The sequence below is a fragment of the Micromonospora sp. 050-3 genome (assembly GCF_046549335.1).
GTDB lineage: Bacteria > Actinomycetota > Actinomycetes > Mycobacteriales > Micromonosporaceae > Micromonospora > Micromonospora trifolii.
Genome location: NZ_JAJPVX010000002.1, coordinates 2,320,737 through 2,344,768, shown reverse-complemented (window position 1 = coordinate 2,344,768; position 24,032 = coordinate 2,320,737). Strand labels below are relative to the sequence as shown.

Sequence of the window (24,032 nt, the reverse complement as noted above, 5' to 3'; positions counted from 1 at the left end):
CCCGTCCGGGCCGGTGGATCGACGACCACCGGAGGCCCGTCCGTCGAGCGGGTCAGCCGGCCAGTCGCCGGTAGCGGGCGACCGAGAGCGGCAGAAAGACCGCGACCAGGACGAGCGGCCAGAGCACCGCCAGCCACGGGTAGTGCTGCGCCGCCCAGGAGTCGCCACCCCAACCGGGGTTGCCGAACAGCTCACGGGTCGCGCCGACGGTCGCCGACAGCGGGTTCCACGCGGCCACCGCACCGAGCCAGGCCGGCATTGTGGACGGTGCGACGAACGCGTTGGAGAGGAAGCCGAGCGGAAACTCCAGGGTCTGCACGGCCACGACGGCCGTCTGCCCACGGGTGACCAACCCGAGGAAGATGCCGACCCAGATCAGGGCGAAGCGCAGCAGCAGGATCAATCCCACCGCCGCCAGTGTGGCGCCGACCCCACCGTGTGCCCGCCACCCGATCGCGAGACCGGTCAGCAGCAGGACCCCGAGGGTGACCAGCGCGAACAGCATGTCGGCCACCGCCCGGGCCGCCAGCGGCGCCAGCGGCGAGACGGGCATCGATCGGAGTCGGTCGGTCACCCCGCGCTCCAGGTCCTCGGCGACGGCGATCGTGGTGAGGCTGATGCCGAAGACCATGGTCATCACGAACATGCCCGGCATCAGGAACTCTCGGTAGCTCCCACCGCCGGGCACCTGCATCGCGCCACCGAACAGGTAGGCGAACATCAGCACGATCAGGATGTTGAAGCCGAGCGAGGCGATCAGCGGGCCGGGATCGCGTCGCCACCTGGCCAGGCCGCGCCAGATCAGCGTGCTGCTGTCGGCCAGGAGGGCGGGCCGGCCGGGCGTCAGATCCACCGGCGGGGCCGGCGTGCTCACCGCGCTCATGCTGCCGCCTCGGCGATCGCCGCCCGGTGCCCGGTGAGGTGCAGGAACACGTCGTCCAGGGTTGGCCGGCGCAGCGCGACGTCCGCCACCGGGACGTTCACTGCGTCGAGCGCCCGCAACACGTCGACGAGCGCACCGGCCTGGTGACCGACCCGGACGCTCACCATCCGCCGGTCCACGTCGACAGTCGGTTCGTCGTCGGCCGCCCGGCGTACCTCGGCGACGGCGGCGGCAAGGTCGGTCGGCGCCGCGACGACCACCTCGATCCGATCGCCGCCGAGCCGGGTCTTGAGGTCGTCCGGAGTTCCCTCGGCGATCACGCGGCCGGCCTCGACCACCGAGATCCGGTCGGCGAGTTGGTCGGCCTCGTCCAGTTGCTGGGTGGTGAGCAGCACCGTGGTGCCGGTGCGTACCAACTCCCGGACCGACTCCCACACCTCGTTGCGGCCGCGCGGGTCCAGCCCGGTGGTGGGCTCGTCGAGGAAGAGGACCGCGGGGGCCAGGATCATGCCGGCCGCCAGGTCGAGCCGTCGGCGCATGCCGCCGGAGTACGTGCTGACCGGCTGCTCGGCGGCGTCGGCGAGACCGAAGCGTTCCAGCAGCTCGACCGCCCGTTGGCGGGCCCGGCGGCGACCCAGATGGAACAGCCGGCCGAAGAGCACCAGATTCTGCCGGCCGCTCAGCGCCTCGTCGAGCGCGGGATGCTGCCCCACCAGCCCGATCCGGTAGCGCACCTGGTCGGGCTGGCGGGTCACGTCGAAGCCGGCCACCTCGGCACGACCCTCGTCGAGTCGGAGCAGGGTGGAGAGGATCCGTACCGCTGTGGTCTTGCCGGCTCCGTTCGGACCGAGCAGGCCGCACACGGTCCCCTGCGGCACCCGCAGGTCGAACCCGTCCAGCGCGTACCGGTCCCGATACCGCTTGCGCAGCCCTTGCGCCACTATCGCGTCGGCTCTTGTCGTCACAGCAATTCCCTCCCGAAGCTGTCCGTCGGCGTTACCGTACAACGTACGATAGCGCGTACGGGAAGTCGGATGAAGGCACACCGAGTGGGGGCAGGGGCAATCATTGCGGCCGACGTCAGGACACTTCCGGAGCCAGGCGGCACCGGCGGCAGTCGCGGCTACTCGGGCTCGGCGGTCCCGACCTGGCCCGCGACGCCGACGTTCAACGGGTCGGCCAGGAGTTTGTCGAACGCCAACTCGGCGGCGCCGATCAGGACGGCGTCGCGGCCGAGTGCCGCCGCGCGCAGCCGCAGGTGCTCGCGGGAGGCGGGCAACGGCATGGTGTCCAGCCGGTCCCGGACCACGTCCGCACCGGCGGTGAAGATGTCGCGCAGCGAGCCACCGAACACCACGGCGTCCGGGTTGACCACGTTGACCAGATTCGCCACGCCGAAGCCGAGCCAGTCCGCCACCTGCTCGACCGCCGCGCGGGCGGTCGTGTCGCCCTCCGCCGCGGCACGCAGCACCTCGGCCACCGCCGCGCGGTCGCTCGGGTCACGGCCGGCGTGCCGCAACAGCGCGGCTTCGGAGATCTCGGTTTCCCAGCAACCGCGTGAACCGCAGCCGCAGGGCAGGCCATTGGGGTTGACGACCATGTGGCCGACCTTGCCGCTGTGACCCCGGTGGCCGATCACCAGTCGGCCACCGACGATGATGCCGGCGCTGATGCCCAGGTCGCCGTGCAGGTAGATGACGTCGTCGATGCCGACCGCGACACCCCGGACGTGCTCGGCCAGGCCGGCGATGTCGGCCAGGTCGCCGGCCACGAAACCGGGGCCGGAGCTGAACTCCGCCTCCAGCGCGGCGCCGAGCGTCTCGTCGATGCTGGCGATCCGGAGCCTGCCGTCCGGGTCGCGGGTGGTGTCGGTGACCGCGGCAGCGCCGCCGACCAGCAGCGCGTCGCCAGCCACCGAGCGTTCCATGTCGCGGACCAGGTCGGCGAGGGGCCCGACGGCTTCGATCGCCGACATGCCGCTGGGTCGGGGGATCTCCCGCAGATCGAGGATCTGCCCGCCGAGGCCGACCCGGGCGGCACGCAGCCGATCAGCGTCGATGCTCAACGCGTGTGCGTAGACCCGGTCGGAGCGGGGGCTGACCACCAACGAGGGACGGCCGGCGCGGCGGGCGGTGGTTGGCGCCTCCTCGGTGACCAGGCCGCTGGTGACCAGGTCGGCCGCGAGGGCGCCAATGGTGCTTCGGTTGAGGCCGAGCCGGCTGGTCAACTCGGCGCGGGACGTCGGTCCGTGCAGGTGGACGTAGCGCAGCACAGCACCGAGGTTCTGCCGCCGGATCTCCTCCTGGCTGGCGCCGGGAACCGACGGCAGCGGGGATTCGGCGTTGCGGCCGACGCCGGCTGGCCTGGCCCGTACTGGTGTCGCCACGGTCAGACCTCCTTCCGGGTCGATGCCGGTTGGTGCGGGGGTGCAGGGACGACGATGGGTCCCGGTAGAGGAGACCCGGGACCCATCGGCGTTACTACCTACCGTGCGGTGATTACTTGGTGAGCGGCGCGAGCTTCGGGTCGGTGGCGTACGCCTCAGCCGCGTTCGCCTTGGTGACGGCGACCGGCGGGAGCAGGTACGTGTCGACGACCTTGCTGCCGTTGTTGTAGGACTTGGTGTCGTTCACCTGCGGCTTGTCGCCGGCCTGGAGAGCCTTGACCATGTTGATGGTCTCCTTCACCAGGTTGCGGGTGTCCTTGTTGATCGTCATGTACTGCTCGCCCTTGACGATCGACTTGACCGACTCAACCTCGGAGTCCTGACCGGTGACGATCGGGGTCGGCTTGCCAGCACCCTTGACCGAGGTCAGGATGGCGCGGGCCAGCGTGTCGTTCGGGGAGAGGACGCCGTCCAGCTCCTTGTTGCCGTAGGTCGAGGTCAGCAGCTGGTCCATGCGGGCCTGCGCACCCTCGGCCTTCCAGCCCTGGATGGCGGTCTGCTTGACCTCCTTCTGACCCGAGGCGACGACCACGTTGCCCTTGTCGATCTCCGGCTTGAGCACGTCCATCGCGCCGTTGAAGAAGACCCCGGCGTTGTTGTCGTCCGGCGAGCCGGAGAACAGCTCGATGTTGTACGGGCCGTTCGGCTTCTTGGCCTTCATGCCGTCCAGCAGGGCCTGGCCCTGGAGCTGGCCGACCTTGAAGTTGTCGAAGGCGACGTAGTAGTCGAGGTCCGGGGTGTTCGTGATGAGCCGGTCGTAGGCGATGACCTTCACGCCGGCCGTGTGGGCCGCCGCGACCTGGGTCGACAGCTGCGCGGCGTCGGTCGCGCCGATGACGATGACCTTGGCGCCCTTGGTGACCATGGCGGTGATCTGAGCCTGCTGGTCGGCGACAGTGGTCGACGCGCCGGCGTACTGCACGTCACCCTGGAAGCCGGCCTCCTTGAGGCCGTTGCTGAACAGGTCACCGGCGAGGACCCAGTTCTCCGAGGTCTTGGCCGGGAGGGCCACGCCGATCAGCGAGTTGGCCGGGAAGCCCTTGGCGGCCTCGCCGCCGGAGCCGCTGTCGCCGTCGCGGCCGGAGCCGCAGCCGGCGAGGGCCAGCATGGCGGCGGCGCTGATGGCCACCACCGACGTGCCGAAGAATTTACGCATGGTGAGGACTTGCCTTTCTAGATGGTGAGGCGGGTAGAGAGGTCGGTGGCCGTCAGCCGGACACCGCTGCCTTGGCGGGCTCGCGCTCCGCGTCCGGCGGTGAGGTGGGTGGGGCGGAGTCCTCGCGGCGGAAGGGCCGCATCAGGCTCCCGATGATGGAGAAGCGCCCCTGGCTCTTGTTGTAGACGTCGATCGCGACGGCCAGCAACAGGACCAGACCCTTGATGATCTGAACGCGGTCGGTGCCGACGCCCATCAGCTGCAGGCCGTTGTTGAGCACGGCCATGACGAGACCACCGACGATGGACCCGCTGATGGTGCCGATACCGCCGGCGACGGCTGCGCCACCGATGAAGACCGCAGCGATGGCGTCCAGCTCCCAGCCGTTGCCGTCCTGCGGTCCGGAGGCCGCCGAACGGGCCACGAAGATCATGCCGGCCAGCGCGGCCAGGACGGACATGTTCATCATGACGAAGAAGTTGACCCGCTTGAGCTTCACACCGGACAGCTCTGCCGCCCGGGAGTTGCCGCCCACCGCGTAGATGTGCCGGCCACCGGCCGTGTTGCGGGTGTAGAAGGAGTACGCAATGACCAGGACCAGCAGGATGATGCCGGAGATCGGGAAGCTGGTGCCGACGCGACCGCTGGCGAAGCGCAGCGCCGCGAAGGCGATGACGCCGACCATGATGACCATCCGTAGGATGGAGATCCACACGGGCGCCGGGTCGGCGTCCATGGCCCGTCGGGTCTTGCGGGCCTGGATCTCGCGCCACACCACTGCCAACGCCGCGAGCAGGCCGAGCAGCAGCGTGGCGTTGTTGTAGCCGGTGTTCGGACCGAACTCGGGCAGGAAGCCGGAGCCGATCTCCCGGAAGCCCTCCGGCACCGGGACGGTGCTCGCGTTGCCGATGAACTGGTTGCCGCCCCGGAAGAGCAGCATGCCCGCCAGGGTGACGATGAACGCCGGCACCCCGATGTAGGCCACCCAGAAGCCCTGCCAGGCGCCGATCACCGCGCCGATGGCGAGGCCGAACACGATGGCAGCGGGCCAGGGAAGGTCCCACTCGGTCATCGACTTGGCGACCAGGATGCCGGCGAAGGCGGCGACCGAGCCGACCGAGAGGTCGATGTGCCCGGCCACGATCACCATGAGCATGCCGATGGCCAGAATCAGAATGTACGAGTTCTGCTGGAACAGCGCGATCAGGTTGTCCGACCGAAGGGTGAGGCCGTCGGTCAGGATCTGGAACAGGACGACGATCGCCACCAGGGTGAAGATCATTCCGAACTGGCGAGCGTTGGAGGTGGTGCCTCCGAACAGGTTCTTCTGAAGGTCCTTCAATCGGCTCATCGTGTGGCCATCTTCTTCGTCGAGGTCATCTGCTTCATGAGGGTTTCCGGGGTGGCGTCCGCCCGGGCGATCTCGCCCGTGATGGCGCCTTCGAACACTGTGTAGATGCGGTCGCAGAGCCCGATCAGCTCAGGCAGCTCCGAGGAGATGACGATGACGCCCTTCCCCTGGTCGGCGAGCCGCTGGATGATGCCGTAGATCTCGTACTTGGCACCCACGTCGATGCCACGCGTCGGCTCGTCGAGGATCAGCAGGTCCGGGTCGGTGAACATCCACTTGGCCAGGACGACCTTCTGCTGGTTGCCGCCGGAGAGCTTGGAGACGCTCTCGTCGACCGTCGGGGCCTTGGTCCGCAACTCCTTGCGGTACGCCTCAGCCGCCTGGTACTCCTCGACCTCGTTCAGGACGCCGTGGTGCGAGATCTTGGACAGCTTGGCGGCCACCGTCGACGTCTTGATGTCGTCGAGCAGGTTGAGGCCGATCGCCTTGCGGTCCTCGCTGACGTACGCGAGACCGTTGTCGATCGCGTCGGCGACCGACTTCAGGACGATCTCCTTGCCGTCCTTGATGATCGTGCCCGACTCGTACACCCCGTAGGAGCGGCCGAAGACACTCATCGCGAGTTCGGTACGGCCCGCGCCCATGAGACCGGCGAAGCCGACGATCTCGCCGCGGCGCACCACGAAGCTCTCGTTCTTGCAGACCTGCCGCTCGGCGGAGATCGGGTGCCGGACGTTCCAGTTGCGGACCTCGAAGAAGACGTCACCGATCTTCGGCGTGTGGTCCGGGAACCGGCTGCTCAGCTCACGGCCGACCATGCCCCGCACGATCCGGTCCTCGTCGACCCCGTCCGCCTTGACGTCGAGGGTCTCCACGGTCCGGCCGTCGCGCAGGATGGTGATCTGGTCGGCGATCGCCTCGATCTCGTTGAGCTTGTGCGAGATCATGATCGAGGTGATGCCACGGGAGCGGAACCCACGCAGCAGGTCCAGCAGGTGCTTGGAGTCGGCCTCGTTCAGCGCCGCCGTGGGCTCGTCCAGGATGAGCAGCTTCACGTCCTTGGCGAACGCCTTGGCGATCTCGACGAGCTGCTGCTTGCCGACCCCGATGTCCTTGATCAGGGTGTCCGGGTCCTCTTCCAGACCGACCCGGGCCATCAGGTCCAGCGCCATCCGGTTCGCGGCCTTCCAGTCGATCGCGCCCCGCTTGCGCGGTTCGTTGCCGAGGAAGATGTTCTCGGCGATCGACATCCCTGGAATGAGCGCGAGCTCCTGGTGGATGATCACGATGCCGGCGTTCTCGCTGGCCCGGATGTCGGAGAACTTGCTCTCCGACCCCTGGTAAACGATCTTGCCGTCGTAGGTGCCGTGCGGGTACACCCCGCTGAGCACCTTCATCAGGGTGGACTTGCCCGCGCCGTTCTCGCCGCAGATGGCATGGATCTCGCCGGCGCGAACCACCAGGTTGACGTCGGAGAGGGCCTTGACTCCAGGAAACTCCTTGGTGATGGAGCGCATCTCAAGGAGGATGGGCACGTCGCTCATCGCTCGTACCACCTCGCCAACGTCATCGGTTGCCTCCGGAAGGTTGAACCTTCACTTGGTTTTGTTGTTGACGGCAACGTATTGCGGCCGGAGGGCCATCCGCAAGGCGAGGGACTGTTGAAAAAGTAACAATCCGGCAATATAGATGTGGCACAGTGTTCGCCTGCCACAGCGGCCACCACAGCCCCTCCCGGCGCCCCGATTCGGCCACAGCACCCACGCCGACCTGCGACAACGCGCCAATCGACCCGCGCCGCTACCCGCAGCTTTCCCACCAGGCAAGACGCGCCAGGGAGGGTGCGGCCGGTGGCGCAGCGCACCCACCACGCCATCGAGCGATGATGATCGGGCACCAGGTCCAACGCCGTGCGAGCGGCGCACCAGTGGCCTCGGGCAACTGATGTGACCCACGCCTCTGCCGGCCGGATGGATCGGCGGTCACCGTTGCCGAGCGGCGGGCACCGGGCGACAGGTCAGTGCCTTGGCGTCCGTTAAGCGCAGTTCGTGACGGCACACCGCGCCGCCCAGCCGGTCAGCTCGGGTGCAGCACCGCCTTGATCACGCCGTGTTCCCGCCGGTCGAAGTGGCGATACAACTCGGGGGCGTCCGCCAGGGTGCCGTGGTGGGTGACGATCATGCTGGGCCGCGCCCGGCCCGCGACGACCAGATCCCGCAGCAGGACGGTGTAGCGGCGGTCGTGGGTGCGACCGAACCGGACCGCCACCCCCTTGCTGAACAGCGCTCCCCAGGGCGCGACAAGGTCCTCGTGACCGTCCGCGCCGGGCCCGGGGTGTGGGTCCCGGTCCGGGTACACACCGGCGACCGCGATCGCGCCAGCGGCGTTCACCAGCCGGGCCGCGTCGGCGATGACCTGGTTCGGACGCTCCCGGTCGGGGTTCTCCCGGTCGCGCGCCTGGAACCCGACCGCGTCGATGACCTTGTCGACCCCACCCAGTTTCTCCTCGCCGAGCGGCAGCCCGATCCGGGCCCGGTCGGCGCGGATCTGCTCGACCGGGTCGCCCCGGCGGAAGTCGATCGGTACGGCGCCGATCTCGCCGGCCTTGTCGAGTCGGGCGTCGACCCCGTCGACGGAATACACCACCCGGGCGCCCCGGAGCAGCGCCGAGTAGGCGCCGAGCAGACCGACGGTGCCGGCGCCGAACACCGCCACTGTGTCACCGGGCTCGACCTCGGCGAGGGTGGCGGCGGCGTGCCACCCGGTGACGAACGCGTCGGCGAGCAGCACGAAGTCGTCCTCGTACGCGTCTCCCGGCTCGCCGGGCAGGGGTACGCAGTTGGCGTCGGCCCACGGCACCCGCAGCAGGTCGGCCTGCGCACCCCGGTACGGGCCCATCCCCGCGTACCCGTACGCCGCACCCGGCCCCTCGGCCCGGACCCGCAGACAGGCCGCCGAGAGCCCGCGGGCACACATCACACACGTCCCGCAGAACAGGTGCGTGGGGATCACCACCCGGGTGCCCCGCCGGACGGTCTGCACCGCGGCGCCCACCTCCTGCACCACGCCCAGCGGTTCGTGACCGAGCACCAGGCCGGGCTCGGCGCTGGTCCGTCCGTCGTACATGTGCAGGTCCGTGCCGCACAGGGCGGTGGAGGTGATCCGCACGAGCGCGTCGGTCTCCGCCTCCAGTGTCGCGTCGGGCACCTCCCGCACCGCGACCGTCCGGACGTCCGTGTAGACGACGGCTCTCATCCCGGCTCTCCTGTTCGGCGGTGGAACGGCCGGTCTTCCCCCGACTGGGCCGTTCATGCCTGCCCGACCCGGCGGCCGGCGGGTGGTATCTTAGGATCCCTAAGTTATTCCCTAGTGAAGCAAAGGTTCGGTATGCCACGGCAGGGTCTGACCAGCGCGCGCGTCTCGGCAGCCGCAGCCGAGCTGGCGGACTCAGTCGGCCTGTCCCGGTTGACCGTCGCGGCCGTCGCCCGGCACTTCGGGGTCTCAGACGCCGCCCTGTACGTGCACGTCCGCAGCCGCGACGCCTTGATCGAGCACGTCGCGGTCCGGGCGGCGGCCACGTTCGCCGACACGCTCGCGATCGCTGTGGCCGGGCGGGCCGGCCGCCAGGCCCTGATCGGGTTCGCCGACGCCTGGCGCGCGTTCGCCGTCACCCATCCCGGGCAGTACGCGGCGACCCAGCTTCAACTGCCGCCCGAGGTCGGCACCCGGTCAGCCGGGCACCTCCGCATGATCGAGCTGAGCTACGCGATGCTGCGCGGGTACGGGCTCGACGAGCCGGCGGTGACCGACGCGATGCGATTCGTCCGCAGCACCTTCCACGGCTTCGCGAGCCTCGAAACCGTCGACGGTTTCGGGCATCCCCGCGCTGTCGACACGTCCTGGCAGTCGATCCTCGACGCGGTGCACACCACGTTGAGCAACTGGCCGACCCAGAAACAGGAGCAGCAGTGAGCAGCCACGATCAGTCGGTCGAGTCGGCCGACGGGACCCGCCTGGTGGTACGACGCCTGGGCGTCGGAGACCCCGTCGTGCTGGTGCACGGTTCGGGTGGCGGGCTGCACTCCTGGGCCACCGTCGCGGAGCACCTGACCCAGGACCACGAGGTATGGCTGCCGGCCCGGCGCGGATACCGTCCCAGCGACGTCCCGACCGGCACCAAGTCCTTCCGGGCCGAGACCGCCGATCTGCTCGCCGTCATCGAGGCGGCCCGTCAATCCTCGGGCCGACCGGTCCATCTCGTCGGCGCGTCCTACGGAGCGACACTGGCGTTGCACACCACCTTGGCGCATCCGCGCGACATACGCTCCCTGGCGATCTTCGAGCCGCCGCTCTACGCGGCCGGGGCGGAGATCGTGCCGCTGCTCGACCGGTACCGCGCCGCCTTCGAGCGCGACGACGCCGCCGCGATGGCAGCGGCCCTGAACGACGTGACGCGGGTTCCGGCCGAGATCGTCGCCGCGATCGCCGCCGGCGCTGGCGATCGGGTGCCCGACCCGGTCGAGGCGCGTCGCTCGGCGGTCGGCTGGCTGCACGATCTCGAGGCCCTCGCGCAGGACAGCACGGACATCACGCGGTGGTCCCCGATCGCCGTGCCGACTCTTCTGCTGGCCGGCGCGGACACCTGGGAGCCGATGCCCACCACGATGAACGCCCTCGCGAGGACGATTCCGTCGGCCCGCTACGTCGTCTGGCCGGGCCAGTCGCACTTCGTGACCATGACGGCACCCACACTGGTCGCCGACGCGCTGCGGCAGTTCTTCGCCGCGGTACCCGCGGCCTAGCCGAGCCGACCGAGGCACCGCCGGCCCAGCCGAGCCGGCCGGAGATTTCGGCGGCCCATGTGCTCGGCGGCACCCTCGGTGCTGGTGTGCACCACCCGCCCCCGGACCTCGTGATAGCGGCCGGTCGTCGGGCAGATCCACGAGACGGTCCCCTTCCGGGTGACCAACCTCGTGTTGATCACCCGCCAACGTTCGCACGAAATGATCAACTCCGCCGGCCGGCGGCGACCGGTGATCCACCGGCGCGCGAGGCGGTGGCCGTGCCACCCACGTACCCCCGCGCGAGGTGTCTCACCCGCCGCCGCCGGGCCGGGTCAGTGACCGGCGTTCTGCCCACCGTCGACGTGCAGGATCTCGCCGGTGACGAACGGGGCAGATTCGAGGTAGAGGACGGCGTCGACGACGTCGCTGGTCTCGCCCATCCGGCCGACCGGGTGCAGGCCCGCGAGCGTCTGGTGCGTCTCGACCGGGTGCATCGGGGTCTTGATGATGCCGGGCGCGACGGCGTTGACCCGTACGCCGCGCGCTGCGTACTCGATGGCCAGGGACTTGGTGGCCGAACTGAGGCCGCCCTTGGTCAGCGACGCGAGCGCCGACGGAACGTTCGAGTTGGGCTGATCGACGAAGCTGGTCGTGATGCTGACGATGTGCCCCGAGCCCCCGGCCAGCAGGTGCGGCAGGACGCGTCGGGTGAGGTGGAAGAAGCCGGCGAGGTTGACCCTGGTGACCAGGTCGAACTCCTCGTCGGTGTAGTCGGTGAACGGCTTGGCGACGAAGACGCCGGCGTTGTTCACCACTGTGTCGATCCGCCCGAACCTGTCCAGTGCGGCACGCACCACCCGCTCGGCGGTGTCGGCCTCGGCGATGTCGCCCTGGACCGTGACGATCTCCGGGTCGTCGGACGCACCGATCGAGCGCGAGGTCGCGACGACGCCGTACCCGAGCTTGCGATAGGCGGCCACGAGGTCGGCGCCGATGCCCTGGGAGGCGCCGGTGATCACAACGACCTTCTGGCTCTGACTGCTGTTCATGAGGGAATCACCTTCACTAGACGACTGGTCTACTAAAAGCTAGCCGACCGGTCGTGTATCGTCGAGGCATGGGTCGGACCAGTGACGCGAAGAACAAGATCCTCGACGCGGCCGCCACGCTGATCGAGCAACGCGGCTACACGGCGCTCGGCGTGGCCGAGATCTGCGCCGCGGCGGGCGTGCCGAAGGGCAGCTTCTACTACTTCTTCGAGTCCAAGCAGGCGCTCGCCCGCACCGTCATCGACGAGCACTGGGTCACCCAGCGCCGCCAGTGGGAGCAGTTGCTCGGCAGCGAACGCGACCCGCTACAGCGACTTCGGGACCTGTTCGAGGCCACCGAGGAGGTCCAGCGCGTCGGCCAGCAGAAGGTTGGCGTGGTCGCGGGCTGCCTGTTCGGCAACCTCGCCCTCGAACTCAGCAACCAGGCCGAGGAGATCCGCAGCCGGCTCCAAGAGATCTTCGAGGAGCAGATCAGTCTCATCGAGCAGGTCGTCGTCGAGGCGAAGGAGCGCGGCCTGGCGGGCCCTGCTGTCGACAGCCGGGAGGCCGCCCGATCGATCGTCGCGCAGATCGAGGGGCGGGTCCTGCTCGCGAAGTTGCTCAACGATCCGACCCAGCTGGAGACGCTGTGGCGCAACTGCCTTGATCTCCTCCAGGTGCCGGCGCAGGCGCGGACCACCACCGGCTGAACGGACGACGGTCACTGACCGTCCACTCCGGGCGGACTGCGCGGCCGCTCAGTAGCATCGGCGAGGCACGATATTCAGGCGGACCACTCCCCGACCGGATCGAGCACTCGACATGACGACCGAGCAGACCACGTCTCCCCCGCGTGCCGGGGTCGGCATCGCCGCTCAGGGTTTGGGCCAGATCGTTCGGAGCGGTCGCCAGATCCTGACCGACATCTCCCTGAGCATCGCGCCGGGCGAGCTGGTCGCGATCATCGGTGCCAGCGGCGCCGGCAAGACCACACTGCTGGAGATCCTCGCCGGGGTGCAGCGACCGGCATCGGGCACCGTGACGTACGACGGCACCGCCGCGGCCGACACCATCGGTGTCGTTCCGCAGGACGACATCATCCACCGCGAGCTGCCCCTGGCCCGCACCCTGCGGTACGCCGCCCGACTGCGCCTGCCCTCCACCACCGGGCCGTCCGAGATCAGTGACCGGGTCACGGAGGTGCTCGCCGAGCTGCGACTCACCGACCGGGCCACCACGCCGGTCGGCCTGCTCAGCGGCGGTGAACGCAAGCGCGCCAGCATCGCCGTCGAGCTGCTCACCCGGCCCGGCGTGTTCTTCCTGGACGAGCCCACCTCCGGTCTGGACCCGGCGATCGCCGTGGAGCTGCTCCGGGTGCTCCGCGCGCTCGCGGACACGGGCGCCACCGTGGTGCTGACCAGCCACCAGATCACCGACGTGGACCACTGCGACCGGGTCGTCGTGCTGACCCGTCAGGGCCGGCTGGCGTTCACCGGCACCCCAGCCGCCGCCCGGGAGTTCTTCGGCGTGCGGTCCCTGGCCGAGGTGCACCTCCGGCTCGACGAGGCGACGCAACCCGCCGAGTGGCCCGATCGCTTCGCCGAGCAGCGCGCGACCCAGCAGCCGTCCCGTACCACCGACGACGGTGACGTCGCCGCGACGCCGCCCCGGCGCGTCGGCCGGCTGCGCCAGTGGGCGGTCCTCACCGCACGCAACGCGGAGATCGTCGTCCGCAACCGGCTGACCCTGGCGATCCTGCTCGGCTCGCCGCTGATGGTGCTCGGCATGTTCGCGCTGCTGTTCCGCCCGGGAGCGTTCGAGCCGACCAGCCCCAGCCCGACGGTGACCGTGATGATCCTGTTCTGGATCGCGTTCGGCGGCTTCTTCTTCGGGCTGACCTACGGGCTCCTCCAGGTCTGCACCGAGCTGCCGATCCTGCGCCGGGAGCGGCTGGCCGGGGTCCGGCTGGTCCCGTACCTGTTGGCGAAGGTCGCGGTGCTGCTGCCGCTGCTGGCCCTGGTGGACCTGGCCCTGCTCGGGGTGCTGCGCGGCATGGACCGGTTGCCGCCGGTCGGCGGCGCCGACTTCGCCGCCCTGTACGCGACCCTGCTGCTCTCCTCGGCGGCGGCGCTTGCTCTCGGTCTGCTCTGCTCGGCGGCCGTGTCCGACGCGGCCCAGGCGACGCTCATGCTGCCGATGCTCTGCTTCCCACAGGTGCTGTTCGTCGGCGCGATCCTGCCGGTGCCGGCCATGGCGGTCGGCGGTCAGTGGCTCAGCTACGCGATGTCGAACCGGTGGGCGTTCGAGGGCTTGGGGCACACCGCCGGGGTGGAGCGGCTCTGGCGCGACGGCGGCTCCCCGCTCGGCCCGCCGCTGCTGGCCACGTACGGCGACAGCTTCTCCCGGCCGGTGTGGGTCGACTGGCTGGTGCTCGGCGGTTTCATGCTGCTCTTCCTGGGAGCGGCCTGGGCGGTCCTGCTCCGACGGGACCCCCGTCGTGCGTCCTGACCCGACGCCGCCCGCCTCCCCCACAGCGCTGCCGGGATACGCCGCCACCGACCGGATCGACGAGCTGCGCGCCACCGAGTACCGACACCTGGACACCAACGGGCAGGTGTACCTCGACTACGCCGGGGCCGGGGTGGCCGCCCAGGCACAGGTTCGCGCCCACCACGACCGGTTGCTCGCCGGCCTGTACAGCAACCCACACTCGGAGAACCCGACGAGCATGGCGGCGGGCTCGCTGGTGGAGTCGGCGCGACGTGCGGTGCTCGACTTCTTCCACGCCGACCCGGACGAGTACGCGGTCATCTTCACCCCGAACGCCAGCGGCGCCTGCCGGCTGGTCGGTGAGGCGTACGACTTCGGCCGGGCCGCGCCGCTGGTGCTCACCTGGGACAACCACAACTCGGTCAACGGCATCCGCGAGTACGCCCGCTCGGCCCGCGCGTCCGTACGCTACGTGCCGCTGAACGGGCCGGAGCTGCGGGTCTCCGAGTCGGCCCTGGTCGCGGCGCTCGACGCCGACCGAAGCAGTCTGGCCCGTCGGTGGGGTCGGCCCGGTCGGCGCGGGCTGTTCGCCTATCCGGCGCAGAGCAACTTCTCCGGGGTGCAGCATCCGCTGGGCTGGGTGGAGCTGGCCCACCAGCGCGGCTACGACGTGCTGCTCGACGCGGCCGCCTTCGCGCCGACGAACCGGCTGGACCTCGGCGTCGTCCGGCCGGAATTCGTCTGCCTGAGCTGGTACAAGCTCTTCGGCTACCCCACCGGGATCGGCGCGCTGCTGGCCCGCCGTTCGGCGCTGGCCCGGTTGCGCCGGCCGTGGTTCGCCGGCGGCACGATCCGCGCGGTGAGCGTGCAGGGCGACTGGCACCGGCCGATGGACGACGAGTCGGCGTTCGAGGACGGCACGCTCAACTTCCTGAGCATCCCGGACGTGGCTTTCGGGCTGCGCTGGCTCGACTCGATCGGCGTGGACCTCGTCCACGCCCGGGTCGGCCTGCTCACCGAGTGGCTGCTGGAGCGGCTGGCCACCCTGCGGCACGACAGCGGCGGCCCGCTGGTCCAGGTGTACGGGCCGACGACGGGTGCGGGGCGCGGTGGCACGCTGACCTTCAACCTCCGCCACCCGGACGGCACGCTGTTCGACGAACGGCTGGTGGCCCGGGAGGCGGCAGCGGCCGGTTTCTCCCTGCGTACCGGCTGTTTCTGCAACCCGGGCGCGGCCGAGGGCGCGTTCGGGATGAGCCGGACGTCGATGCGGCAGCGGCTGTTGGCGGGGGTCGACACGATCGACCAGTACCTCGCCGCGCTGGGGCTACCGACGGGCGGCGCGATCCGCGTCTCGTTCGGACTGGCCTCCATCGCGACCGACGCGGAACGCTTCGTCGACTTCGTCCAGTCGACCTACCTCAACCGGGACGTCGGTGCCGAGGCACCACTGCCGCCCCGGCTGCGCTGCTGACCTGCCCGGCTAGCTGGCCTGGGCCACCGGTGCCGGACGGTGCTTGATCTCCTCCATGAACGGGAACCGGGCGGTCAGCTCGGCGAACGTCAGGCCGGCCCGCCAGGCCGCGGCCACCTGGGCGACCTGCGCCAGGTCCATGACGTCACCGCGGGCGAGAACCTCTCCCGAGACGCGCAGGTCAATCATGAAGTATCGGGCCTGCGATCCCAGCCCCACGCAGACCACGCCCTCGTCGGAGTGCAGCTCGGCGCAGGTGAATCGGGCTCGCCCCTGCTCCGGCGCGGTCACCTGGCCCACGTCGAGCCCGTGGCGGGCAGCGGTTTCGATGAGCGCGGGGGCCAGGCCACCCCGCTCGACCAGATCCGGGTAGAGGCGCACACCCAGCGCCGTCGACGCCTCGCTCATGACTGACTCCCACTTCCTTGTGACAGAGACCAGCAGCGCGCAGGTTACGGGAACGTTTCCGGCACGCCTCGTCATCCTGTCCCGCGTGGACGCCCCACGGCAATAGGAAGGGTCGATTCGACCGCTATCGAGTAACCCGCGGCCGTGCCGAAATCCGTCGATGGGTCGGTGCCGCTCACTGGTCAGCATCGGGCGGTAACGGACGGTCGTGATATTGGAAACACTCTTGACAGAAAGACATGATATCGACATGCTTCGCTTTAGAGAGCGCTCTCTACCCTGGTAGCCCCCCTCCACCACCCCCGAGCTGAGGAGCCTCCCGTGTTCACATCCCGGCCCAGCCTCCGCTTCCGGCCCCTCGTACTCCTGGCGGCCGCCCTCGTCGCGACCGCGACGGCGCTCGTCGTCCCGGCGCACCCCGACCGGGCCGAGGCCGCCATCGGCCCCATCAGCTGGCAGGACGAGTTCAACTCCTCCGCCGGCACACCCGTCGACCAGAACAAGTGGCGGTTCGACACCGGCGGTGGCGGCTGGGGCAACAACGAGCGGCAGTACTACACGAACAGCACCAGCAACGCCGTCCACGACGGCCAGGGCAACCTCGTCATCACCGCCCGTCGGGACAACCCCGCCAACTACCAGTGCCACTACGGGCGCTGCGAGTACACGTCGGCACGGTTGCTGACGGCGGCCACCTTCACCCAGACGTACGGGCGGTTCGAGGCCCGGATCAAGGTCCCGCGTGGTCAGGGCATCTGGCCGGCCTTCTGGATGCTCGGCACCGGCGGCGGGTGGCCCGACGCCGGCGAGATCGACATCATGGAGAACATCGGCCGGGAGCCCAACACCGTCTACGGCACCGTGCACGGGCCCGGCTACTCCGGTGGCGGCGGCATCACGGGCAGCCGCACCCTGGGCGCGCCGCTCGCCGACACCTTCCACACCTACCGGGTGGACTGGGAGCCGAACGTCATCACCTGGTACGTCGACGGGGTGCAGTACCACCGGGTCGATCCCGCACGGCTCGGCGGCAGTCGCTGGGTGTTCGACCACCCCTTCTTCATGATCCTCAACGTGGCGGTCGGTGGTAACTGGCCCGGCTACCCGGACGGCTCGACCCAGTTCCCGCAGCAGATGCTCGTCGACTACGTCCGGGTGTCCAGCTACACCTCCGGTGGCGGGGGCGACCCGACTCCCGGCACCAACCGGATCCGGGGCGCGCAGAGCGGTCGCTGCATCGACATCCCCGGCGCCAACCCGGTCGAGGGCGCCAAGCTCCAGATCTGGGACTGCAACACCACGGCGGCCCAGAGCTGGACCTTCGCCTCCGACGGGACCGTCCGCGCGATGGGCAAGTGCATGGACCCGGCCTGGGCCGGCACCGCCAACGGCACCGAGGTGAACCTGGTCAGTTGCAACGGCAACACCGCGCAACGCTTCACCCTCAACGCCTCCGGCGACCTGGTCAACCTCAACGCCAACAAGTGCGTGGACGTACGGGAGGCCAACCCCAACAACGGCGGCAAGCTGCACCTGTGGGACTGCCTTGGCGCCGCCAACCAGAAGTGGTCTCGCATCTGACGATCCGAGCGCGAAGGCGTGGGCCGTCCGAGGAGAGATTCGGGCGGCCCACCGCCGCTGAGGGCTCCCGCTCACCTCGTAGAACCGGATTACTTGATGGACGGGGAGGCCGGGCTTACGCCCACTATGGTCGGATTAGTCCAAAATCCGGCAGTTCCGGGAGTGAGCTCATGTCGCACCACCTCGATACGCCCCTGGCCGCCCAGGGCGGCCAGTTGTACATCGACGACCTGTACGTCTTCAACGGTGACCGCGCCACAGTGTTCGTCATGGATGTCAACAGCTCGGTGACCAAGGCCGACATCAAGCGCGGCTTCCACGCCGAGGCGCGTTACGAGATCAAGATTCACATCAACGGCACCGATGTGGAGGACCTGACCTACCGGTTCGCCTTCGGCGAGCCGGACGGCGATGCCCGGCAGGCCCTCCGGTTGTACGAGCTCACCGGAGCGGATGCCCGCGACGACGCCGCGATGGGCACCCCCATCGCCGAGGGGCGAACCGGCGAGGTGACGACCGGTGGCAACGTCCGGATCTGGGCCGGCCGGATCACCGACCCCTTCTTCGTCGACCTCGACGAACTCGCCACCATCAACGGCGCGGTCAAGAACGGTTCGCGGGTGGACCGCTCCGCGTGGCGGGTCGACCAGGCCAAGAACAGCTTCGCCGGCACCACCGTCGAGTCGATCGTCCTTGAGGTCTCCCACGACGAGCCGCTGCTGCGCGACGGCACCGAGATCGGCGTGTGGTGTCGCACCATGTTGGCCACCGACGCCGGCGGATGGCGCCAGATCAACCGCGCCGGCCACCCGATGATGTGGCCGATCTTCTGGCCCCACGACACCGACTTCTCCGACCCCGCCAACTTCCGGCACCCCAGCACCGACCTCACCGAGGGCGGCGAGGAGATCGCGAACGCGGTCGCCGGGGTGGTCAAGGCGAACGGCACCGCATCGGATCCGCAGGCGTACGGCTGGAGCGTCGCCCGAGGGCTCTACCCCGACCTGCTGTCGTACAAGGTCGGCACGGCCGCGAACTTCGGCTTCGCGGTCCGCAACGGCCGCACCCTGGCCGACAACGCGCCCGAGGTGATGTTCTCCCTCGTGTTGAACACCGGCACGACCTCTGGGCTCACCCCGGAGGTGACCAAAGCGGCCCGCGCCGGACAGTTCCCGTACGTGGTCCCCGCCTGACCAGGCAGCCGCGTGCCCCTCGCAGGTGGAAAACAGGCTCTTCGTCCGAAATAGGCTCTTTTGCGCGGATAGTCTCAACAGTGCATCCCACGGGGGATGTCAGGACGAAGGAGACTTGATGCGCAGCAAACTTCTCGCCGCCGGCCTGGCCGGTTTCGCCGCGGTCGCCGCCCTCGCCGGGCCTGCCGCCGCGGACACGACGGGCGACACGATCGTGACCCTTACCGTCAACGCCGCCGGTGGCCTCTCGATCACGGTGCCCGCGACGGCGAACATCGGAAACGGCGTGGAGGGCACCACCGTCTCCGGCCAGCTAGGCCCGGTCACCGTGCTGGACCAACGGGGATCGCTCACCCCGAACTGGACCGCCACCGTCGTCTCCACCGACTTCGTCACCGGCGGCGGCAGCTCCGGAGAGACGATTCCCGCCATCAACGTCCTGTACTGGTCGGGTCCCGCGACCGGGACGGCCGGCACCGGCACCTTCACGCCTGGGCAGCCGACCGCAGCTCAGGCCGTGATCATCAATGTCCCGCGGACCGCGTTCAGCAAGACTGGTGGTACAGGCAACAACTTCGCGAGCTGGAACCCCACGTTGCAGGTGAACATTCCGGATGGAACCGTCGAGGGCGTCTACACCGGGACGGTGACACATTCGGTGCTCTGAGCCGCTCGGCCGGCTGGTGCTACTGGCCTCGGTCGCTCTCGTAGCGTTCGGGGCGTCGGCGGCACCAGCCGTTGCCGCGCGGGAGCAGCGGTACGAACCCGGAGACGATCCAGCCGCGATCAACCTGAGGCTGCTGGACATCCCCGCCGCCCGGGCGGAGGATCCCCGCGCCCGGGTCTACATCATCGACCACCTCAAGCCCGGCGCGACAATCAGCCGCCGGGTCGAGGTACGCAACGACTCCCCGGCGACGCAGAAGATCGAGCTCTACGCCGGGGCGGCCTCGGTCGAGAATGACGCCTTCACCGTGCCCGAAGACCGCACGGGTAACGAGCTCAGCGGCTGGATCAAGCTGAAGACGGCCACCCTCGAGCTCGCCTCAGGTGTACGTGATTCGGTCGCGGTGGACATCGCCGTCCCGAAGAACGCATCCAAGGGCGAGCGGTACGCCGCCATCTGGGCACAGGTGACCAGTGCGTCGAAGCAGAACGGCAATGTCGTGCAGGTTCACCGGGTGGGTATCCGCGTCTACCTCGACATTGGTCCGGGCGGCGAGCCGCCGACCGACTTCCGCATTGACGAACTGGCGGCCGAGCGCGGAAACGGTGAGTTTCCCGTGGTCACCGCGAACGTCACCAACACGGGCGAACGGGCGTTGGACATGACCGGACGCCTGACGTTGAGCAAGGGAGCGGTCCAGGCCGGGCCGTTCAAGGTCACCAACGGCGTGACGATCCTGCCGGGCCAGAGCGGCAAGGTCCGCATTGACGTCAGCCAGTCCCTGCCCGCGGGCGCCTGGGACGTACAGGTGCTCCTCGCCAGCGGCCTGGTGGAACGAAAGGCGGAGGGGAGGATCACCCTGCCCGTCGCGGCGCCGATGGAGGTCGCCAAGTCCCCGAGACCGATCTGGCTCGCCTACGCGGTCGGCGTCGCGGCACTGCTGGTGCTGCTCGTGCTGGTCGGCTGGCATCTAGCTCGACGACAACGAACACAACCCACGCCCGGTCGCCGCGTGCGCTGACGCGGACTGACCTGCTCGGCGCGGCCGAGGAGGTCAGTCCGCAGGTAGCTGTCAGCCCTCGATGTCGCGGGGGTCACGGCTGCGGGGGTAGGTGTTCTTCTCCCCGATCGTGCCGTCCTGCTTCTTGATCACGTGTTCGACGCCGCGGTCGGCCGCCATCTCGCGACCCTCGGCCTGCGCGTCGGCCTTCACGTCATGCGTGCTGGTGGCCCGCTCGTGGCCCTCCGGCTTGTTCTTCCACTGCCCGTCCTCGTGGTACGTGTCGACATCACCCTTGGCCATGGCCGGCTCCCTCCCTGCGTCTGAACTGTCCCCCCAATCAGTGCCCAGAGCCGGGCCGGGCAAACCGCGGTCCTCAGGAGACGGCCGGGCAGTTGTTGCTCACCCGCCGCAGGATCTGTTCACGCTCGTCGGTGGTGATGCCCGACGGCGTGCCGTCGAAGTGGGTCTCGACCTTGTCCCAGCCACGGCGTTGCTCGTAGTGCAGGTGCGGCGCGCCGGAGTTGCCGGTGCTGCCCAGCCGCCCGATCTGGTCACCCTGGGCGACCTTCTGACCGACGGTGACCAGTGGCGGTTCGAGCATGTGCAGGTACTGCGTCTCCCACGTGCCGCCGTGGTCGATCTTCACCCAGTAGCCGCCGCCGCGCCCCCGCGGACCTTCCGGGTTCTCCGGGTTCCGGCCGCCCAGCGAGCCGTTGATGCCCGCCACTGTGACAGTGCCGGCGTACGACGCGAGCACCGGCCGCCCCCACGTCTCGCCCTCGATCGGGAAGAAGTCGACGTCGTAGTCGTCGTGACCGGGGTAGGTGCTGAGCTGCCATGTCTCGCCGCAGGTCACCGGCATCTGGAAGAGCGGGCGCGGCCCGGCCGGTCGCAGCATCGGCACCGCGACCACCGCGACGCCCAGGACTGCCGCCGCCGCGACGAGCGCGAGGAGGACACGGATGGCACGGCTTCGAGGGCGGCGGTGGGAACGGGCTCTGGTCGGGCGGCCGGTCGTCACCGGCCCGAGCATGGCAGATCCCGGCAACATGTCGATTCCGAGGTTGCACCCCTCGAGCAGTGACATTGCAGTCGCATCGTGAACGAGATAGCGTGGGACGCAATGCAGTCGTATTGCAAAGAGAGTGGGCCGCCATGCACGTGATCACGTTGTCCGAGGTGACCGCCGCCATGACCGCCCTGGTCGGCGGCAAGGCGGCCGGGCTGGGCGAGCTGATCCGGCACGGCGAGCAGGTCCCCGACGGTTTCTGCGTCACCACCGAGGCACACCGGCTCGGCGTCGTCCCCACGGCCGAGGTCGTCGCCGCGTACCAGCGGCTCGGTGCGGGCCCGGTGGCGGTGCGCTCCAGCGCCACCGCCGAGGACCTGCCGGACGCGAGCTTCGCCGGGCAGCAGGACACCGTCCTCAACGTCACCGGGACCGCCGAGCTGATCGCCGCCATCGAGAAATGCTGGGCTTCGCTGCACGGCGACCGCGCGACCGCGTACCGCGACGCCCGTGGCATCGATCATGAGACGGTGCGGATGGCCGTCGTCGTGCAGCGAATGGTCACACCCACTGTGGCAGGAGTGCTGTTCACCGCGAACCCCCTGACCGGCCGCCGCGACGAAATGGCCGTTGACGCCGCGCCCGGCCTCGGCACGACAGTGGTGGACGGCGCCACGGCCGTCGACCACTACATTCTCGACGACGTCACGCGCGCCGAGGCCGGATGCCTGACGTCGACGCAGCTGGCCCGCCTCCGCGCCACCGGCGAGCGGCTGCAGGCCCACTTCGGGTGCGCACAGGACGTCGAGTGGGCGATCGACGCGGACGACGTGCTGTGGCTCCTCCAGTCCCGGCCGATCACCAGCCTGTTCCCCGCCCCACCGCGCAGCGAGAAGCCCCTCCCCCGCGTCTACCTGGAGTTCGGGCACGTCCAGGGCATGCTGCAACCGGTCACCCCGATGGGCATGTCGACCCTGCGGACGCAGATCGCCGCGATGCTCGCCGCGCTCGGGGTACGGGTCGAGATCGTCGACATCGGCGGCCGCCTCTACGGCGACCTGACCGACCTCGCGCGCGACCGGTCGTCCCGCAAGCGGCTGGTGAAGCTCCTGGCTGTCGACTTCGGGCCGCGCGCCCAGGCGGTGATGCAGCACGTGCTGACCGATCCCCGGTTCGCCCCGACCAGCGGCGGCGCCCGGCGCGGTGGGGCACCGGGGGCCGCGTCGCTGCGGACGGCCGGTCGCGCGGTGGTGGGCATCCTGCGCGCGCTGGCCCGTCCCGAGGCCGCGCGGGCCCGGATGTTCGAGGCGATCGAGCAGCTGAGAGTACGCTCAGCCGCCCCCGCCGACCTGCGTACCACCGCCGACCGGCTGCGCTTCGTGCAGGCGCAGGACGCCGACGCCGACGACGGCGCCGACGCGATCATGTGGCCGATCGTGGCCGGGATGCTCGCCGCCGCCCTGCCGACCGCGCTGCTCAAGGGCGTCGCGGGCCCGGATGAGATCCACACCGTGCTGGGCGGCATGCCGCACAACGTCACCATCGAGATGGACCTGGCCCTGTGGCGGCTCGCCCAGGGCGTGGGCGAGCACCGCCAGCTCCTCCTCGACACCCCGCCGGCCGAGTTGGCCGCACGGCACCTGCGCGGCACGCTGCCCGACATCGGCATGGCGGCCTTCCTGGACGGCTACGGTCACCGGGGCGTCGCCGAAGTCGACCTCGGGGTGCCGCGCTGGGCGGAGGACCCGACGCCGGTCTTCGCCGCGGTCGCCAACTACCTGCGGGTCACCGATCCGCAACAGGGCCCCGACCAGCGCTTCCAGCGGGCCGCCTCGGCGGCGGAAACAGCGCTGCGGGAGTTGGTCACGCGGGCTCGCCGTCGGCGGCCGGTGCGGGGCAGGATCGCCGGTTTCCTGTTGCGCCGGGCGCGATCGTTGGCCGGCCTGCGCGAGGCCGGCAAGTTCGCCGGGCTGTACCCGCTGCGCGAGACCCGCCGCCAACTGCTGCTCATCGGCGCCGACCTGCACGGCTCCGGCCTGCTGGACCAGCCCGACGACATCATGTTCCTGACCCTCGACGAGGTGCACACCGCCGTACACCAGGGTGTTGATCTGCGTGGCACCGTCACCGCCCGGCGGGCCGTGCACCGCCGGGAGCTGCGGCGTCGGACGGTCCCGGTGGCACTGCTCTCCGACGGTACGGATGTCGAGACCGTCCTGCCGGCGACATCGACCGGCGACGGGACGCTCGCCGGAGTGGGTGCGTCGGCGGGCCGGGTGACCGGCCCCGCCCGGGTGGTGCACGACCCGGCCACCGCCCACGTCGAGCCCGGCGACGTCCTGGTGGCCGCAACCACGGACCCCGGCTGGACCCCGCTGTTCCTCACCGCGGCGGCGCTGGTCACCGAGACCGGCGCGATCATGGCGCACGGCCCGACGGTGGCCCGCGAGTACGGCATTCCCGCCGTCATCTGCGTGCCGGACGCCACCCGGACCATCACCACCGGGCAGCTCGTCACAGTGGACGGCGGCGCCGGAACCGTCACGCTGCACTGACCCG

Annotated in this window: 22 protein-coding genes; 10 read left to right on the top strand and 12 right to left on the bottom strand. The window is 70.0% G+C overall.

Annotation, left to right across the window (positions count from 1 at the left end; all coding sequences use genetic code 11):
• Window positions 1–52 precede the first annotated feature (52 nt).
• The 7 genes from ACLJOK_RS25845 to ACLJOK_RS25815 all read right to left on the bottom strand — a co-directional run bounded on the left by ACLJOK_RS25845 (window position 53) and on the right by ACLJOK_RS25815 (window position 9,091).
• Window positions 53–874 carry an ABC transporter permease gene (locus ACLJOK_RS25845; RefSeq protein ID WP_410821173.1) on the bottom strand — a complete coding sequence of 274 codons (822 nt, stop codon included), beginning with the start codon at window positions 872–874 and terminating at the stop codon, window positions 53–55.
• Window positions 875–879: 5 nt separating this feature from the next.
• Entirely contained in the window at window positions 880–1,848 is a 969-nt protein-coding gene (locus ACLJOK_RS25840; protein ID WP_410821172.1) for an ATP-binding cassette domain-containing protein, read from the bottom strand.
• A gap of 158 nt (window positions 1,849–2,006) precedes the next feature.
• A complete protein-coding gene (locus ACLJOK_RS25835) occupies window positions 2,007–3,269 on the bottom strand; it encodes an ROK family protein (RefSeq protein WP_410821171.1) in 1,263 nt (420 codons plus the stop codon).
• Window positions 3,270–3,381: 112 nt separating this feature from the next.
• Entirely contained in the window at window positions 3,382–4,485 is a 1,104-nt protein-coding gene (locus tag ACLJOK_RS25830; RefSeq protein WP_410821170.1) for a substrate-binding domain-containing protein, read from the bottom strand.
• A gap of 52 nt (window positions 4,486–4,537) precedes the next feature.
• The gene (mmsB, locus tag ACLJOK_RS25825; protein WP_410821169.1) at window positions 4,538–5,836 is read right to left on the bottom strand and encodes a multiple monosaccharide ABC transporter permease; all 1,299 of its coding nucleotides are present in this window, start codon (window positions 5,834–5,836) and stop codon (window positions 4,538–4,540) included.
• The gene (gene mmsA, locus ACLJOK_RS25820) at window positions 5,833–7,380 is read right to left on the bottom strand and encodes a multiple monosaccharide ABC transporter ATP-binding protein (protein ID WP_410821168.1); all 1,548 of its coding nucleotides are present in this window, start codon (window positions 7,378–7,380) and stop codon (window positions 5,833–5,835) included. Before mmsA ends, mmsB begins: the two co-directional genes overlap by 4 nt.
• 532 nt (window positions 7,381–7,912) lie before the next feature.
• The gene (locus ACLJOK_RS25815) at window positions 7,913–9,091 is read right to left on the bottom strand and encodes a glutathione-independent formaldehyde dehydrogenase (RefSeq protein WP_410821167.1); all 1,179 of its coding nucleotides are present in this window, start codon (window positions 9,089–9,091) and stop codon (window positions 7,913–7,915) included.
• A gap of 132 nt (window positions 9,092–9,223) precedes the next feature.
• Here ACLJOK_RS25815 and ACLJOK_RS25810 point away from each other — a divergent pair, with 132 nt between their 5' ends.
• Together ACLJOK_RS25810 and ACLJOK_RS25805 are read left to right on the top strand one after the other, a co-directional pair.
• The gene (locus ACLJOK_RS25810) at window positions 9,224–9,808 is read left to right on the top strand and encodes a TetR/AcrR family transcriptional regulator (RefSeq protein ID WP_410821166.1); all 585 of its coding nucleotides are present in this window, start codon (window positions 9,224–9,226) and stop codon (window positions 9,806–9,808) included.
• Entirely contained in the window at window positions 9,805–10,638 is an 834-nt protein-coding gene (locus ACLJOK_RS25805) for an alpha/beta fold hydrolase (protein ID WP_410821165.1), read from the top strand. The genes ACLJOK_RS25810 and ACLJOK_RS25805 overlap by 4 nt, the downstream gene beginning before the upstream one ends.
• Here ACLJOK_RS25805 and ACLJOK_RS25800 read toward each other — a convergent pair.
• Together ACLJOK_RS25800 and ACLJOK_RS25795 are read right to left on the bottom strand one after the other, a co-directional pair.
• Window positions 10,635–10,820 (bottom strand): hypothetical protein, encoded by a 186-nt coding sequence (locus ACLJOK_RS25800; RefSeq protein WP_410821164.1) that lies wholly within the window; start codon window positions 10,818–10,820, stop codon window positions 10,635–10,637. The genes ACLJOK_RS25805 and ACLJOK_RS25800 overlap by 4 nt on opposite strands.
• 132 nt (window positions 10,821–10,952) lie before the next feature.
• Window positions 10,953–11,669 (bottom strand): SDR family NAD(P)-dependent oxidoreductase, encoded by a 717-nt coding sequence (locus ACLJOK_RS25795; RefSeq protein ID WP_410821163.1) that lies wholly within the window; start codon window positions 11,667–11,669, stop codon window positions 10,953–10,955.
• A 68-nt stretch (window positions 11,670–11,737) separates the two neighbouring features.
• On the opposite strand from ACLJOK_RS25795, the gene ACLJOK_RS25790 reads away from it, so the two are divergent.
• From ACLJOK_RS25790 to ACLJOK_RS25780, 3 genes are all read left to right on the top strand, one after another.
• Complete coding sequence (locus ACLJOK_RS25790; protein ID WP_410821162.1) at window positions 11,738–12,358, top strand: TetR/AcrR family transcriptional regulator; 621 nt, start codon at window positions 11,738–11,740, stop codon at window positions 12,356–12,358.
• Between the two features lie 112 nt (window positions 12,359–12,470).
• A complete protein-coding gene (locus ACLJOK_RS25785; protein ID WP_410821161.1) occupies window positions 12,471–14,156 on the top strand; it encodes an ATP-binding cassette domain-containing protein in 1,686 nt (561 codons plus the stop codon).
• Window positions 14,146–15,612, top strand: a complete 1,467-nt coding sequence (locus ACLJOK_RS25780) for an aminotransferase class V-fold PLP-dependent enzyme (protein ID WP_410821160.1) — start codon at window positions 14,146–14,148, stop codon at window positions 15,610–15,612. The genes ACLJOK_RS25785 and ACLJOK_RS25780 overlap by 11 nt, the downstream gene beginning before the upstream one ends.
• Window positions 15,613–15,621: 9 nt before the next feature.
• Here ACLJOK_RS25780 and ACLJOK_RS25775 read toward each other — a convergent pair whose 3' ends face one another.
• The gene (locus ACLJOK_RS25775; RefSeq protein ID WP_410821159.1) at window positions 15,622–16,020 is read right to left on the bottom strand and encodes a hypothetical protein; all 399 of its coding nucleotides are present in this window, start codon (window positions 16,018–16,020) and stop codon (window positions 15,622–15,624) included.
• A gap of 321 nt (window positions 16,021–16,341) precedes the next feature.
• Between ACLJOK_RS25775 and ACLJOK_RS25770 the strand changes: the two genes are divergently transcribed.
• From ACLJOK_RS25770 to ACLJOK_RS25755, 4 genes are all read left to right on the top strand, one after another.
• Entirely contained in the window at window positions 16,342–17,601 is a 1,260-nt protein-coding gene (locus ACLJOK_RS25770; protein ID WP_410821158.1) for a family 16 glycosylhydrolase, read from the top strand.
• Window positions 17,602–17,771: 170 nt separating this feature from the next.
• Complete coding sequence (locus ACLJOK_RS25765) at window positions 17,772–18,794, top strand: DUF4331 family protein (protein ID WP_410821157.1); 1,023 nt, start codon at window positions 17,772–17,774, stop codon at window positions 18,792–18,794.
• A 118-nt stretch (window positions 18,795–18,912) separates the two neighbouring features.
• On the top strand, window positions 18,913–19,461 hold the full coding sequence (locus ACLJOK_RS25760) for a hypothetical protein (RefSeq protein ID WP_410821156.1): 549 nt from the start codon (window positions 18,913–18,915) through the stop codon (window positions 19,459–19,461).
• A 16-nt stretch (window positions 19,462–19,477) separates the two neighbouring features.
• Entirely contained in the window at window positions 19,478–20,482 is a 1,005-nt protein-coding gene (locus tag ACLJOK_RS25755; RefSeq protein WP_410821155.1) for a hypothetical protein, read from the top strand.
• A gap of 51 nt (window positions 20,483–20,533) precedes the next feature.
• On the opposite strand, the gene ACLJOK_RS25750 is transcribed toward ACLJOK_RS25755, so the two are convergent.
• Both ACLJOK_RS25750 and ACLJOK_RS25745 read right to left on the bottom strand, forming a co-directional pair.
• Window positions 20,534–20,764 (bottom strand): DUF2188 domain-containing protein, encoded by a 231-nt coding sequence (locus ACLJOK_RS25750; protein WP_410821154.1) that lies wholly within the window; start codon window positions 20,762–20,764, stop codon window positions 20,534–20,536.
• A gap of 73 nt (window positions 20,765–20,837) precedes the next feature.
• A complete protein-coding gene (locus tag ACLJOK_RS25745; protein ID WP_410821592.1) occupies window positions 20,838–21,497 on the bottom strand; it encodes a M23 family metallopeptidase in 660 nt (219 codons plus the stop codon).
• 122 nt (window positions 21,498–21,619) lie between these two features.
• On the opposite strand from ACLJOK_RS25745, the gene ACLJOK_RS25740 reads away from it, so the two are divergent.
• The gene (locus tag ACLJOK_RS25740) at window positions 21,620–24,028 is read left to right on the top strand and encodes a PEP/pyruvate-binding domain-containing protein (protein WP_410821153.1); all 2,409 of its coding nucleotides are present in this window, start codon (window positions 21,620–21,622) and stop codon (window positions 24,026–24,028) included.
• The last annotated feature ends 4 nt before the right edge of the window (window positions 24,029–24,032 follow it).

What these genes read in the sequence shown, in the direction of transcription:
- ACLJOK_RS25765 (WP_410821157.1), top strand. Translation starts at nt 17,772, where the DNA reads ATGTCGCACCACCTCGATACGCCCCTGGCCGCCCAGGGCGGCCAGTTG.
- mmsA (WP_410821168.1), bottom strand. Translation starts at nt 7,380, where the DNA reads ATGAGCGACGTGCCCATCCTCCTTGAGATGCGCTCCATCACCAAGGAG.
- ACLJOK_RS25740 (WP_410821153.1), top strand. Translation starts at nt 21,620, where the DNA reads ATGCACGTGATCACGTTGTCCGAGGTGACCGCCGCCATGACCGCCCTG.
- ACLJOK_RS25790 (WP_410821162.1), top strand. Translation starts at nt 11,738, where the DNA reads ATGGGTCGGACCAGTGACGCGAAGAACAAGATCCTCGACGCGGCCGCC.
- ACLJOK_RS25795 (WP_410821163.1), bottom strand. Translation starts at nt 11,669, where the DNA reads ATGAACAGCAGTCAGAGCCAGAAGGTCGTTGTGATCACCGGCGCCTCC.
- ACLJOK_RS25750 (WP_410821154.1), bottom strand. Translation starts at nt 20,764, where the DNA reads ATGGCCAAGGGTGATGTCGACACGTACCACGAGGACGGGCAGTGGAAG.
- ACLJOK_RS25830 (WP_410821170.1), bottom strand. Translation starts at nt 4,485, where the DNA reads ATGCGTAAATTCTTCGGCACGTCGGTGGTGGCCATCAGCGCCGCCGCC.
- ACLJOK_RS25810 (WP_410821166.1), top strand. Translation starts at nt 9,224, where the DNA reads ATGCCACGGCAGGGTCTGACCAGCGCGCGCGTCTCGGCAGCCGCAGCC.
- ACLJOK_RS25760 (WP_410821156.1), top strand. Translation starts at nt 18,913, where the DNA reads ATGCGCAGCAAACTTCTCGCCGCCGGCCTGGCCGGTTTCGCCGCGGTC.
- ACLJOK_RS25815 (WP_410821167.1), bottom strand. Translation starts at nt 9,091, where the DNA reads ATGAGAGCCGTCGTCTACACGGACGTCCGGACGGTCGCGGTGCGGGAG.
- ACLJOK_RS25775 (WP_410821159.1), bottom strand. Translation starts at nt 16,020, where the DNA reads ATGAGCGAGGCGTCGACGGCGCTGGGTGTGCGCCTCTACCCGGATCTG.
- ACLJOK_RS25745 (WP_410821592.1), bottom strand. Translation starts at nt 21,497, where the DNA reads ATGCTCGGGCCGGTGACGACCGGCCGCCCGACCAGAGCCCGTTCCCAC.
- ACLJOK_RS25785 (WP_410821161.1), top strand. Translation starts at nt 12,471, where the DNA reads ATGACGACCGAGCAGACCACGTCTCCCCCGCGTGCCGGGGTCGGCATC.
- mmsB (WP_410821169.1), bottom strand. Translation starts at nt 5,836, where the DNA reads ATGAGCCGATTGAAGGACCTTCAGAAGAACCTGTTCGGAGGCACCACC.